The 13,311-nt window shown below is 68.9% G+C and carries 11 protein-coding genes, 1 pseudogene and 1 riboswitch; of the genes and pseudogenes, 8 read left to right on the plus strand and 4 right to left on the minus strand.

The window, feature by feature from the left end; genetic code table 11:
- Positions 1-29: 29 nt before the first annotated feature.
- The gene (locus ACZ6CV_RS02470; RefSeq protein WP_469249013.1) at positions 30-1,187 is read right to left on the minus strand and encodes an HAD family hydrolase; all 1,158 of its coding nucleotides are present in this window, start codon (positions 1,185-1,187) and stop codon (positions 30-32) included.
- A 259-nt stretch (positions 1,188-1,446) separates the two neighbouring features.
- On the opposite strand from ACZ6CV_RS02470, the gene ACZ6CV_RS02475 reads away from it, so the two are divergent.
- The 6 genes from ACZ6CV_RS02475 (at position 1,447) to ACZ6CV_RS02500 (ending at position 7,154) form a co-directional block, all read left to right on the plus strand.
- A complete protein-coding gene (locus tag ACZ6CV_RS02475) occupies positions 1,447-2,316 on the plus strand; it encodes an AraC family transcriptional regulator (RefSeq protein ID WP_469249014.1) in 870 nt (289 codons plus the stop codon).
- Entirely contained in the window at positions 2,313-2,813 is a 501-nt protein-coding gene (locus ACZ6CV_RS02480) for a VOC family protein (RefSeq protein ID WP_469249015.1), read from the plus strand. Before ACZ6CV_RS02475 ends, ACZ6CV_RS02480 begins: the two co-directional genes overlap by 4 nt.
- Before the next feature lie 76 nt (positions 2,814-2,889).
- A riboswitch (cobalamin riboswitch) is annotated at positions 2,890-3,074 on the plus strand.
- Positions 3,075-3,170: 96 nt separating this feature from the next.
- A complete protein-coding gene (locus ACZ6CV_RS02485; protein ID WP_469249016.1) occupies positions 3,171-4,196 on the plus strand; it encodes an ABC transporter substrate-binding protein in 1,026 nt (341 codons plus the stop codon).
- A 128-nt stretch (positions 4,197-4,324) separates the two neighbouring features.
- Entirely contained in the window at positions 4,325-5,326 is a 1,002-nt protein-coding gene (locus tag ACZ6CV_RS02490; protein WP_469249601.1) for a FecCD family ABC transporter permease, read from the plus strand.
- Positions 5,323-6,135, plus strand: coding sequence for an ABC transporter ATP-binding protein (locus ACZ6CV_RS02495; protein WP_469249018.1), 813 nt, complete (start codon positions 5,323-5,325; stop codon positions 6,133-6,135). Before ACZ6CV_RS02490 ends, ACZ6CV_RS02495 begins: the two co-directional genes overlap by 4 nt.
- 185 nt (positions 6,136-6,320) lie before the next feature.
- Positions 6,321-7,154, plus strand: a complete 834-nt coding sequence (locus ACZ6CV_RS02500; protein WP_469249019.1) for a metallophosphoesterase — start codon at positions 6,321-6,323, stop codon at positions 7,152-7,154.
- On the opposite strand, the gene ACZ6CV_RS02505 is transcribed toward ACZ6CV_RS02500, so the two are convergent.
- Both ACZ6CV_RS02505 and ACZ6CV_RS02510 read right to left on the minus strand, forming a co-directional pair.
- Positions 7,105-7,545, minus strand: coding sequence for a hypothetical protein (locus ACZ6CV_RS02505; protein WP_469249020.1), 441 nt, complete (start codon positions 7,543-7,545; stop codon positions 7,105-7,107). The two genes, ACZ6CV_RS02500 and ACZ6CV_RS02505, sit on opposite strands and share 50 nt — an antisense overlap.
- 148 nt (positions 7,546-7,693) lie before the next feature.
- Positions 7,694-8,350 carry a YceI family protein gene (locus tag ACZ6CV_RS02510; RefSeq protein ID WP_469249021.1) on the minus strand — a complete coding sequence of 219 codons (657 nt, stop codon included), beginning with the start codon at positions 8,348-8,350 and terminating at the stop codon, positions 7,694-7,696.
- Positions 8,351-8,655: 305 nt separating this feature from the next.
- On the opposite strand from ACZ6CV_RS02510, the pseudogene ACZ6CV_RS02515 reads away from it, so the two are divergent.
- A pseudogene (locus ACZ6CV_RS02515) lies at positions 8,656-9,073 on the plus strand (NUDIX domain-containing protein); the annotation flags it as partial.
- Positions 9,074-9,360: 287 nt separating this feature from the next.
- Positions 9,361-11,082, plus strand: coding sequence for a hypothetical protein (locus ACZ6CV_RS02520; RefSeq protein WP_469249022.1), 1,722 nt, complete (start codon positions 9,361-9,363; stop codon positions 11,080-11,082).
- A gap of 233 nt (positions 11,083-11,315) precedes the next feature.
- Here ACZ6CV_RS02520 and ACZ6CV_RS02525 read toward each other — a convergent pair whose 3' ends face one another.
- Entirely contained in the window at positions 11,316-12,869 is a 1,554-nt protein-coding gene (locus ACZ6CV_RS02525; protein ID WP_469249023.1) for a hypothetical protein, read from the minus strand.
- Between the last annotated feature and the right edge of the window lie 442 nt (positions 12,870-13,311).

Raw genomic sequence — 13,311 nt, forward strand, 5'->3', positions numbered from 1 at the left:
GTCACGGCCGGCCCACGTACCCTCGGGCGTCAGCCGATCTGGTCCGGGGTGACCGTCAGCCACCGCTTGTCGGCGGTCACCTTCTGGCCCAGCTTCCGCTGCCGGTCGGCGTTCTTCTTCTTCATTCCGTCCAGCTGCTTCATGTACGCGTCCTTGCGGTTGACCCACACGCGCACACCGCCGTGCTCCACGTCGGCGGAGTGGAACAGCATCGGGCCGTCGCTGACGGGCGTGTCACCCGCGGCGAGGATCGGCTTCTTCCATTCGTCGATGTACGTGTTGATCGCCGCGGGCTTGCCCTCGTACCAGGTCAGCGGCGCCCACAGGTGCGGCGTCAGCTCGCGCTTCGCGAGCTTCGCGCGGTCCTTCTCGCCGAAGCGCCCCTCGGCGATCTCCTTGCGGGAGCTGGTCACCGTGCCGGTCTTGCGGTCCTTGAGCTGCATGGACACGCCGATGACGTTCTGCGGCTTCACGCCGTAGCCGTACTTCGGGTCCGCGAGGACCATCCGCACCAGGTCCTCGCTGGCCGCGCTGACCACGTACACCTCGACGCCGTGCGCGCGCAGCGTCCGGTAGAGCTGCTGCATGCCGCGCGAGAACTCCGGCGGCTTCACCTCGGTCTTCGTGAGCTTGCCGTCCTCGTAGTACTCGGCCGGGATCGGCTTCTTGTACGCGAGGAGCTCGTCGACGTACCCCTTGAGCTCCTTCAGCGTGAAGCCGGAGAAGATCTGCGCGGCCCAGGGGTAGGAGACCTGGTCGTCCACGTCGCACAGCCGCAGGTAGTAGCTGTAGAGGCTCTCCTTGTGACCGGGCTCGTCCTTGAAGGGGATGATCTTCAGGGACGGGTCCATGGTCTTGCGGGTGAGGATGCCCTTCATCTCCAGGAAGGGCAGCAGCGCCTCTTCGAGGTCGTTGCGGTACGTGGTGTTGTCCGCGTCGAACACCGCGTACGCGCCCTTGTGGTCGTTCTCGGCGATGACCTTGCCGAGCCGCTTCGCGACCGGCTTCGGCCAGTGCGACAGCTCGCGGGCGGTGGCCGCCGAGGTGTCGGCTGCGCTCGCCTCGTCCGTCGGCCACAGGGCGCTGCCCGCGAGGACGGCCGCGGCCAGCGCGCCGGTGGTGCCGATGAGGGCAAGCCTGCTCTTCGCCCGTACTGCCCGTGCGGCCTTCGCCGTGCGTACTGCCATGTCTCTACGTCCCTGCCGTTCCCTGAGAGCGGTGTGCGGCCCCGTCCGGAGCGGCGCGCAATGCTATGGGGCGCCACGCGCATTTCCCATGATCGAAGTCACCGTGCCGCGGGGGCATGCGGGAGATGAACAGGGGTAGGCACGGGGGGCGCCGATGCGGGGTGCGGGTGCGGGGTGGCCGTGGGCCGTGGGGGCGTGGGCCCCGGGGCGCGGGGGCGTGCGCCGCGACCGGTCGGACTCCGCCGCGCATACTGAACCCATGGGCACCCGTGAGTTCGTCCGGGCCGCGCCGCGGCTCGACGGCATGGTCGTCTCGGCGGTCGGCTACCGCACCACCGGGCAGCGCCCCGCCCTGCACCGCGGCCTGCCGTCGCCGTATCTGACGGTGATCTTCTCCCTCGACGGCCCCATCGCCACCGGCGACTCCCCGGACCGGGCCACGGGACCGGAGGCGGCGCGCACCGACATCGTGGTGGGCGGCCTACACCAGAGCCCCGCCTACGTCGTCCAGCCCGAGCACGAGGCCGGCATCCAGCTCGCCGTGCACCCCCTCGCGGCCCGCGCGCTCCTCGGCGTGCCCGCGGCCGACCTGACCGGACAGCTCGTCGTCGCGGGCACCGACGTGTTCGGCGCCCGCGCGGCCGAGGTCCGCGAGCGGCTCTGCGAGCTGGACCGCTGGGAGGACCGCTTCGCTCTCCTCTCCGGCTATCTGCGCCGGCTCGCGTCCGACGACCGCGCGGCGGGGTCCGTACGGCCCGAGGTCGGCGAGGCCTGGGCGTGGCTGGCCCGGCACCGCGGCGCGGGCACGCTCGGCGGACTCTCCCGGCACGTCGCGCTGAGCGAGCGCCGGCTGACCGCGCTGTTCCGCGCCGAGACGGGACTCAGCCCGAAGCAGGCCGCCCGCCTGATGCGCTTCCAGCACGCGAAGGCCGCCGTGACCCGGGCCGTCGCGGCGGGCGACCGGCCCGACCTCGCCCGGGTCGCGGCCGACACGGGCTATTACGACCACTCGCACCTCGTCCGCGACTTCCGGCAGTACACGGGGGCCAGCCCCACCCGCTGGCTGGCCGAAGAGTGCCGGAATATCCAAGCCGGGGCCCATGGTGGAGGCGAAGACTCGAAGCCATGAACACCACACCGAGCACACCGAACACACCGAACAGCCGGCCGGAACAGCGGCTGGACACCTCTGACACCCCTGCCACCCCTGACACCCGCGTGACCCCCGCCCCCGCCATCTGGCCGGGCGTGCAGGCCACGGACGCCCCCGCACTGATCGACTTCCTCGTCGGCACCGTCGGCTTCCTGCGCACGGCCGTCTACGAGGACGAGGGCCGCGTCGCCCACGCCCAGCTCGACTGGCCGGAAGGCGGTGGCATCATGCTCGGCTCGTACGACCCGGAGTCCGCGGCCACCTGCGGCAAGCCGGGCGGCGCGGGCGCGTACATCGTCACCGCCGAGGTGGACGCGCTGTACCGGCGCCTCACCGCGGCGGGCGTGGAGATCACCACCGAGATCGAGGACAAGCCGTACGGCAGCCGGGAGTTCGGCATCGCCGATCCTGAGGGCAACCGCTGGTCCTTCGGCACGTATCGCGGCGAGCCGCGCCCGGCGCCGACGGCCTGACTGAAGCCGGACCGACGCCCTTGTCGAAGCCGGATCGAACCGGGACCGACGGCCGGAACGAGCGCGTGAGGGTGCGTGATAACTTGCGCAAGCCAGTCAAACCCACACCTGGGCCAGGGAATCCGGTGCGAATCCGGAACTGACGCGCAGCGGTGAGGGGGACGGGCGGGGCAACGGCCACTGGGCGTCTCAGGACGCCCGGGAAGGCGCCCCGCCCGGTCGATCCCGAGTCCGAAGACCTGCTGGCGCCTCCGTCCGCACACCGGGCGGCGGAGGTCGTGACGCAGGCCAGGCTCCGCGTATGAGCCGCGAGACCCAAGGGATCACGTGTCCTCGACAGCCCGTATATCCGCGCCCGTGCGCCTGTCCGCCCTCCTCTGCGCCGCTCTGCTCGCGCTCACCGCGTGCGGGGACGGCTCGGCGGGCAGGTCCGGACGCGCCGGGGGCGGGAGCGCCGACGGCTATCCGGTCACGGTCACCTCCTGCGGCAAGGAGGCGAAGGTCACGGCGCCGCCGCGGCGGGCCGTCTCCCTCGACCAGGGCTCCACGGAGATCCTGCTCTCGCTCGGCCTCGCCGACCGGATGGCAGGCACCGGCACCTGGACCGACCCGGTCCTGAAGAACCTGGCGAAGGACAACGCCAAGGTCGAGCGGCTCTCCGACCGCTACCCCTCGCTGGAGAAGGTCCTCGACAAGGAGCCGGACTTCGTCAGCGCCTCCTTCCTCTTCACCGTGGGCAAGGGCGGGGTCGCGGACCGCGCGAAGTTCACCGAACTCGGCGTCCCCGTCTACGTCTCGCCCAGCGACTGCGCGGGCAAGGACAACGACGGCGCCGGCGACGGCAAGCGCGTGCGGACCCTCACCATGGACACGGTCTACGGCGAGGTGCGCGACCTCGCGAAGGTCTTCCACGTCGAGCGGCGCGGCGAGAAGCTGATCGCCGACATGAAGCGCCGGGTCACGAAGGCGACGAAGGACATCGACGCGTCCGACACGCGTCTCCTGTACTGGTTCGCCAACTCCGACGCCCCGTACATGGCGGGCTGCTGCGGCGCCCCCGGCATCATCACCCGCGAACTCGGCGCGAAGAACGTCTTCGACGACACGCACGACGAGTGGCCGCAGATCAACTGGGAGACGGTCGCCGACCGCGACCCCGACGTGCTCGTCCTCGGCGACCTCACGCGCAAGTCGCAGTCGGCGGAGAGCGCGCGGGCGAAGATCAGGTTCCTGGAGACCAACCCGGCGATGAAGAACCTCACCGCGGTGAGGAAGAAGCGGTACGTCCTGCTCAGCGGCCAGGCGATGAACCCCACGGTCCGTACGGTCGACGGCATCGAACAAGTGGCGGCGGGCCTGCGGAAGTTCGGGCTCGCCACGTGACGGCGAGCGAGACCGCGCGGGGCACGGACTCCACTCCCGGTGCGGGTGCGGGTGCGGGTGCGGGTGCGGGTGCGGGTGCCGGTGCCGGTGCCGCCCCCGTTCCCGTATCCGCCCCCGCCCGCGTCCGCCTGGGTCTGCTCTGGGCGGCGGGCGTCGCCGCGCTCGTCCTGTCCGTATCCGTGGCCGTCACCATCGGACCCGCGGACATCTCCGTGCCCGACGTGTGGTCGACCGTCGCCGCCCACCTCGGCCTCGGCGACACCCCGCTCACCCCGATCAGGGACGGCATCGTCTGGAACCTGCGGATGCCCCGCACCCTGCTCGCCGTGGTCTGCGGCGCGGGCCTCGCGGTCTGCGGAGCCGTCATGCAGTCCCTGCTCCGCAACCCGCTCGCGGACCCCTTCGTCCTCGGGGTGTCCTCCGGGGCGTCCACGGGAGCGGTCGCGGTTGTCGTCCTCGGGGTCGGCGGGGGAGCGGTGTCGGTCTCGGCGGGCGCCTTCGTCGGCGCGCTCTGCTCGTTCGCGCTGGTGCTGCTCCTGAGCCACACCCTGGGCGACACCACGGACCGGGTCGTCCTGTCCGGCGTCGCCGCGATGCAGCTCTTCTCCGCGCTGACCTCGTTCGTGATCCTCACGGCGGGCGACGCCGAGACCACGCGGGGCGTGCTGTTCTGGCTCCTCGGCTCCCTCAGCGGAATCGGCTGGACCGACGTGTGGCTGTGCGCCGCGGTGCTCGCGGTGACGCTGCTGGTCTGCCTCGCGCACGCCCGTACGCTCGACGCGTTCGCGTTCGGGCAGGAGGCGGCGGCGACGCTGGGCGTCCGGGTGGCCCGCACCCGGATCATCCTGCTCTGCACGACGGCGCTGCTGACGGCGGCGCTGGTCAGCTCGGCGGGCGCCATCGGCTTCGTCGGCCTGGTCCTGCCGCACGCGGCCCGTGCGTTCGTCGGCTCCGGGCACGCCCGGCTGCTCCCGGTCACGGCGCTGGCCGGCGCGGTCTTCCTGGTCTGGGTGGACACGCTGGCCCGCACGGCCCTGGACCCGCAGGAGGTCCCGGTCGGCGTGGTGACGTCACTCATCGGCGTACCGGCGTTCGTGGCGGTGCTGTACCGGACGCGGAGGGTGTCGTGACGTACGACCTGGTGCGCACGGAAAGGGCGGGCCCGCACACGGGTGTCCGCGCCGACCGCGTCAGCCGGGAGGCGGGCGGCCGCCTGGTGGTCGACGGCGTCAGCCTCGCCCCGCCCGACGGCGCCACCGTGGGACTCCTCGGCCCCAACGGATCCGGCAAGTCCACGCTCCTGCGCATCCTCGCGGGCGTCCTCGCCCCGGCCTCCGGCGTGGTGACCCTGGACGGCCGCACGCTGGCCGACACGGGCCGCCGCGCGGTGGCGCGCCGCATCGCCGTGGTCGAGCAACACGCCACCACCCAGGTCGAGTTGACCGTACGGGACGTCGTACGCCTGGGCCGCATCCCGCACCGCCGCGCGTGGTCCGCGCCGACGCCCCACGACGAGCGGGCGGTGCGCGAGGCGCTGGCGCGCACGGGGCTCACCGAACGCGCCGCGCAGGCCTGGCACACCCTGTCCGGCGGCGAGCGCCAACGCGTCCAGCTGGCCCGCGCGCTCGCCCAGGAACCCCGCGAACTCCTCCTCGACGAGCCCACCAACCACCTGGACATCCAGCACCAGTTGGACCTGCTGTCCCTGGTCGCGGAGCTCCCGGTCACCAGCGTGATCGCGCTGCACGACCTCAACCTGGCGGCGATGTTCTGCGACCACCTGCTGATCCTGAAGGACGGCGCCGCGTACGCGGCGGGGACCCCGGCCGAGGTGATCACCGAGAAGCTGATCGCCGAGGTGTACGGGGTGCGGGCGGTGGTGACCCAGGAGGCGGACGCGGGGGCGGGCCGCCCTTCGGTGCGGTTCCTGCGGGGCTGAGGGCGGGATGAACCCGGGGTGGCACGCGCCTTGGGACGAACCCGGGGCAGCAGGGACCCCGGGACGAACCCGGGGCAGCAGGCACCCCGGGACGAACCCATGGTGGCACGCACCCCGCAGCAAGCAGGCCAAAGGCCGACGGTTGGCTCTCCACCCCGCCCCTGCCTGCCCCATAGATTCGGGGCATGCCACTGCCCTCCGTGATAGCCCACCTGAGCGACACCCACCTCGACACCGCCGCCACCGACGCCGGCCGCAGCGTCGCCCGCACCCGCGCCGTCATGGACTACCTGAACGACCTCCCGTACGACCTGGACGCGGTGATCGTCACCGGCGACATCGCCGACCACGCGACCCGGTCCGAGTACGAGGCTGCCCGCAAACTCCTGACGTCCCGTCACCCCCTGCTGACCTGCCCCGGAAACCACGACGAACGCCCCGCCTACCGCGAGCACTTGCTGGGCGAACCCGGTGGCGCGAGCGGGCACACGAGGCCGATCAACAGCTCCCACGCCACGGACCGCTTCGTCCTGGCCCTGTGCGACACGTCCGTCCCCGGCGAGGACCACGGCAGACTGGAGGACGAGACGCTGACCTGGCTGTCGGACCTCCTCGCCGACACCCCGCCCACGCGCCCGGTCCTGGTCGCCTTCCACCACCCGCCGGTCCCGCTCAACACGCCGTACGTGGACGGCATCCGCCAGCTCGACGAGGACCGCCTGGCCGACCTGACGGCGCGCCACCCGAACGTCACGGCGTTCCTGGCGGGCCACGCGCACACGCCGGCGGCGACGACGTTCGCCGGCCGCCCGCTGCTCGTGGCCCCCGGAGTGGTCTCCACGCTGCGCCTCCCGTGGGAGCACCGGACGGACCCGTCGCACCACGTGCACCGCGACCTGCCCCCGTCGGTGGCGTTCCACGTCCTGGACGAGGGGGGCCGCCTGACGACGCACTTCCGCCCGGTACCGCTCACCGGAACTCGGCGACCCACGGGTCGGCGTCGGAGCCAGGCGGGGTGAGGTCCATCTCCCCGCCGGCGTCGTCGTAGGCGCCGGTTCCCCCGGTGACGACTCCGGTGACCACGGGTTGCTTCGCACCGGGCCCGTCCGTGACCGACCGGGAGGCCTGGAAGGCGATCTTCCCTTTCCCAGAGATCTCGATGATCCCGGAGCAGTACGCGGTGAGTGCTCGCCCCCCGACGAGCCCCTTGACGCACGACTCGTAGGCGCCGCCGACCGTCGCCCCGGAACGGTCCCGAACGACGAAGCGGTTGGCGAGCTGCCCGTCATGCGCGCCGGAGGACTCAGAGGAGGCGGTGGACGCCAGTTCCTGCGTCAGAAAGAGCGTAGGAATCGCCTCCTCCGGCCCGCCGGAGGGCCCCATGGTCACGTAACCGCACGTGGCGGCCACCAGAGCGAGTCCTCCGGCTGCCGCCGATACGCGAACCACAGCGCCTCCAAGGGGATTACGGGAAATCCGGGAACCGGAGACAAATTACCGCCGACGGACCCGCCGCACGGACGTGGTCGGCCCCGCTATACGTCCGTGGCCCGCCCCGCTATACGTCCGTGGCCCGAACGGCGGAAATGTCGAACTGAAGTCGCACCTTCTCGCTCACCATGGTGCCGCCCGCAGCGAGCCGCTGGTTGTAGACGAGTCCCCAGTCGGTGCGGTCGATGGTGGTGGTCCCGTCGAAGCCGACCCGCTCGAAGCCGAAGGGGTCCACCACCGAGCCCAGATAGTCGAGTTGGAGCTCGACGGGCCGGGTGACCTCGCGAATGGTGAGATCCCCCGCCATCCGGAAGGTCTCCCCACCGTCGTGGATGGTGGCGGTGGAGCGGAAGACCATCTCCGGATAGCGGCGCGCGTCGAAGAAGTCGGTGCCGACGAGATGCGCGTCGCGCTGCTCGACCCCGGTGTCGACGCTGGCGATACGAATGGTGAGCTCGGCCCGCGAACGCGAGGGCTGCGCACCGTCGAAGTACAGGGCACTGTCGTAATCGGCGAACGCGCCGCGCACGGTGGTGACCATGGCGTGCCGCACGGAGAACCCGATCCGGCTGTGCGGCCGGTCGATGGTCCACTGCCCCTCCAGCGAGCGAAGGGCGGGGTCGAGAGCGGCGTCGCCCCCCGCGGCCTGCGGATCGAGCGTGCCGAGACCACCGCCCGGCGCCCGCTCGGTGGTGCCGGTCTGGCGACGGCTGAAGATGCCCATGAGGCCGTACCTTCCTTCGGAAGCGATCACTCCGTGCTATCACGGAGTGCGCCGAGGCCACCCAGCAAGATGGGCGGCCTCGTCCGGCTTCCATGCGGCCGACGGCAAAGATGCACAGGATCAACATGATGTGGATGCACGAGGGGACGGCCGAACGTCACGGGGCGTGACAGCGGACCCGCACGGACGCGTGCGTCACTCCGGGCGCCGGTTGTAACGGTCGAGGGTGGCCTTGGCGGTGGACGCGTCCATGAGCCGCAGCTCCCAGGGCCCCGAATTGACCTCGTAATCCCGCCCTTGAATCCATGACGCAGCTGGTCGCCGCCTTGACTTTCCACCGGCTACCAACCGATTAGTCATCCTCCAGCGCAGCCAGAACGCCAAGTCCGCCCAGGGAATGTGGGACCTGCCGGTCGGTAAGACCGAACCAAGCGAGCCCCTCACAGATACCGCGGTGGGCGAGCTCTATGAGGAGACCAGCTTGAGAGTGCAGTCGGGCCGCTCGAGTTCGCCTACAAGCATCCACGAGGCACGCATGGCTTTCTGGCCGTCGTCTTCCTAACCCACGAGTGGGCCGGCGAGCCCGAGAACCGTGAGCCGCGGAAGCACGCCTAGGTTCGCTGGGCGGATGCCATGTCTATCCCGGAAGAGTTCGTGGTCACCACCGCCAGCGCCCTCCGCCGCTACTTCGGCGGAGGTCCGGCGGTCCCCTCGAACGGCTGGGTGGAGCCCAACAGATCACGCGCTCGATCCGCAAGGCGGGCCTTGACCGGGTGTGTCGACAAGTACGGGGGAGGCTCAAACGTCCAAGGTACCTAGAGAATCGATCTTGTCGGCGCAGACCTGCATCATTATTAACTGGATTTGTGGGCGTCGGTCGTCGACTGAAGCGGCGGTCGGCAATGTCAGTGCTCCGTGCGACCGTTATCGCTCTTGAGTCATGGGGGCGGTCACGACTCCATGTGCACCCGTCCCCTCCGTCGGTGTAGTGCCAACACAAAGGGGATGTCATGGTCTTCGGCACGCTACTTGTTCGTCGTCTCATGTCGTCGAACAGTGAACGGGGGACGAGAACGGAGACGCGGTTGAGGGTTCCCGGCCCACGCCGGGAGGTGGACGATTCTCCGTCCGGCGGATCCCACAGTGACGTAGCTGTCGACGAAGCGGAAGTCCCCTTGCCGGTCGTTGGCTTCGACGTGCGGGTGGATCTGGTTTTCCGGATCCCGAAGCGCGGGCGCGATCGGCTGCTCGCCAAGGGACTGTGTGAGCAGCAAGGTTGGGCTATCCGGTCAGCCAGTGAGCAGGAGGACCCCGGGCGGCCGGAGGACCAAATTGCATACGTTGTAGAGGTGCGGCTTCCCGGCTCGCGGCAGTGTGCCGAAACCGGCGCCCGCCAACGCCTGCTGAAGATTGTGGGCAAGCACGTGACCGTGACCATTGTGGGAGGGGCACTCGTCCGCGCCCAGGTGCCCGAGCAGTTGGTGACATGGCGCGTCTTTAGGGAATCAAGCTGGCGAAGCAGGCGAGGCCTCGGTTGGTTGGCCTCGCTGCGTACTCAGTCAGGGCTCGCTGACGAGCAGCGCACCATCGCTGTTGCCCCATCCGTCGAAGAAGCGAGAGTCCGCGAGCTCCTCGGGCGACAGCGGATTGGCGGCTTCGATTTTGACGAGTCGCGCCACGGCGTGCGCAAGAGCGTGGGGCCCAAGACCAATGAGACGGAGGACAGTGGAAATCCCTGGCGGCACGGCCGTCGAGGAGTAGCGCTCCGCCTTAGCTTGGCAGCCCTGATCATGTTCTACGGTTGGCTCGCGTACGATCGTTCTTCGCTCGGTCAACTGGCCATGTCCGTGCCCCTCGCCATCATCGCGTGGTTCGTCGGCAACTGGTACACGAGCAATCAGCGTCGCCCCTGGCCCTTGCGTTGGCTGGCCGGGGCCTTGATCCTCGCTGGCAGTGCGATGCCCGGATACATGTGGCACCAACAGAACCCCTACGGCGTCGCCGCGCAGATCAGAAGCGTTCTGTTCACGTTCGCCTGTCTGGCTCTGCTGTGGTACGTGCCCCGAGGCTGCTGGTTCGCCGTTCGCCAGACCTGGATCAGCAGGCATGCAGTCGGCCTGCTAACCGTGCTTGCGCTTCCCCTGCCGTGGGTCCTGCCGTTTGTCGGCTCGTTTTTGCAGTTCCTGTACGTGGAGGACGTTTTTGGAATCCCTTCCGACTCCGTTTCCACTCCCGTCTATTGGACCGGTGCATCCGCACTGCTCCCTACGCTCGGTTGCGTAGGGCTACTCCTGCCCCCTCTGGCCCTCTACGGCTGGGCGCGCCACTTCCACTGGGCCTGGGAGAAGAGCATTGTGACGGTCGTGGCTGTGGCGGGCGCCGTCATGCTCGTCCTTGCTGGAGGAGTTGCCTTCGCGAACCGGACCTCTGCAACAGCCCACCGCGCCGCCCGTGATGTAGTGAACGCGACCACACCAGACTCCTACTACGGCATCCAGGGCGAGCGGATGTGTGTACAGCCACGAAAGGGCAAGCTCTCCGTGCACAATGGTCCGCTCCCTACTAATCGTCCGCTGCTCGCTTTCAGCACGGATGGAGCGATCCTTTACCTCTGGGACCCAGTACGGGCTCGTGAGCGTCGTGGCCCTGACCCCGTAATGTCGGTGAACTCGGCAGAGGTCTCGACATACGCAGTGAGCGATGGCCAAAGCCGCTGTCCTGAGCGGAAGTGAGACCCTCCATTGATCACGGATCCGGTCCTGCTCGACATGCGTAGCGCTTGGCGATGGCCGTGCCATGGACGACTGAGGCCGCCACCCCGATGCGGAGTGACGGCCTCAGTGCTCCTGGGTTCACCCAGGACTGATCTCTAGATGTCGAAGTACAGCTCGAAGGAGTCCCTGACCTGCGGTGATCGGCCGTCGCCGCTGAACCCGGTGCACATCGGGTGCACATCATGTGGGGTTCAGCGCCCGGAGCGGGATAGGCGTCGAGTGAGGCCGGCAATGACGGTGGTAGCCAGGAGCCAACCGGTTATCGCGCTTGCCCAGGCGACCCACGCAGTGTTGCCGGAGGGTGTGAATGCCTTCTCCTGGCCGAGGTCCAGGATGGGCAGGATGACGTCGAGGGCGAACGCGACTGGCTGGAAGGCCGGACCGTTAGCGCGGACGGGCTGTGGCGGTACTGCTGCGAAGACGATGGCGACAAGTGCCGTGAGGGCGAGGAGCCATCCGAGAGCGCGCCCTGGGCGGTAGCCGTAGCCGACGGTGAGGTCTTCGAAGTACCCCCAGAGTCGGGCAGGCAGCTGAGCGGAACCGCGTCGCCTTCGATGGCGGGCCAACTGCACGGTGTGTGCATCGTCGTCATGGCCGAGCTGCCGGTAGTAGGTGGCCAGGCGTTCGTACGTGCGAGGGCTGTACCCGCTGCTGCGATTGAGCCATGCCAGGCGTTGAGTAGCCGGCAGTAAGGGGCGGAGGTCTTGATATGTCAGTCCGTCCAGCTCGATTCGCGCCGGCCAAGAGATGGGGGAATCGTCGATACGCCCAATGGTTGCACTGCGAAGGTCGCACGTGGAGGATTGAGTGCTGGTCGACGCCATGTCCAGAACGCCCACGGTCGCGTGTTGCAGATCGACGGTCGATGTGTCGGCGGATATGGAGGTAGGCAAGTGCAGCGTGCCCTTGATCTCGGCGCGTGGCAGGATGACGTCGCCCGTGACCGTTGCTCCGTCGCCTAAATTGAGATTGGCCTCAACTCGCGTACCTGGGGCGCGTAGCGCGTGATTTCCGTGAGCTGCGAGAGTGCATCCGGAGAGTTCGATTGATTCGCCGACGCTGGCGGCGAATAGGTTGACGCCTCCTTGTGTTTTTACGGAGTTTCCGTAGATACCTCCGCCGACTCTGACCGAAGCCGCGCTGACAGCCCAGCTGGTGTGGCTATGTATCACGGCCTTGTTGAGCCAAAACTGGCCGCCGATCGTCGCCCCGAATAGAGAGATTCCGCCTCCGTCAACGGACAGTTCCGAACAGTGAAGGTCCTGCGCGATGCGGAGGCCGTCGCAGCGGAGGGCTGCGTGATTTACGCTGCTTAGGCGACCTTTGATCACCTCGAGCGTGAAAGCTTGAGCGCCCCACAGATTGATCCCGCCCGCGGCGCTGATGGCTCGTGCATACAGCCCACCGCCGACATGCAGCTGGGGTGCGCGCAAGGCATATCCTGCATCCTCGCTGACCAACTCGGCGCCATTTAGCCACACGTCGCCGCTGATATCAGACCTGAAAAGGGATACGGCCCCGCCGACTATGCGGGCAAGCTTTAGGTCGCCCTCTACTTTTAGCCGGTCTGCATGCAGGGTCGGAAGGGAAGAGCCAGTAAGGTCTACAGAGGAGAGCGAGGAGTCGCTCAGGTCGACTGCGGTGTCGAAATGGCAGTCGACGAAGGCCATGGGGATCTCGACTGTCGCGTGCGACAGTTGCAGGCTTCCTGTGATGGTGGCGCCGATCAGATGCAGTCGCGGCACGGCACCGGGTTGTGGAAGTGGAGGCTGCAGCAGGAGCTCAGTGATGGCTTCTGCAGCTACTTCCCGGCCTTGCCCGGTTGCGCTCTCGGACGTCGGAGTGGAGAGGTCCAAAGGCCGGCCTGCGCGTATTGCGTGCCACAACTGCTGAGCGGTTGGCGACCATTGAGCTGGGGGCGAGGACATAGCTCATTCCATCACCGTCGACTCGGTGCGACGGCGGATTATGCAAGATCCTTCGCCTCCCTGACGGGCACGACCCTGCTGACTGTCGGCCGGGGAACCGCACGATCATGCCGCCGCAACGGCGGCAAGGGGCGGTGGAGCGCCACGTGCAGACCAGATCTGGCCGCTGGACCCCAACCGACGGTCGGCGGGCCAGCGGCTCTGACACACTCCACAACTGACGTGGCACGGTACTGAATCGGGGGTATGGGCGCGATGG

It is taken from the genome of Streptomyces sp. NPDC041713 (assembly GCF_055591085.1).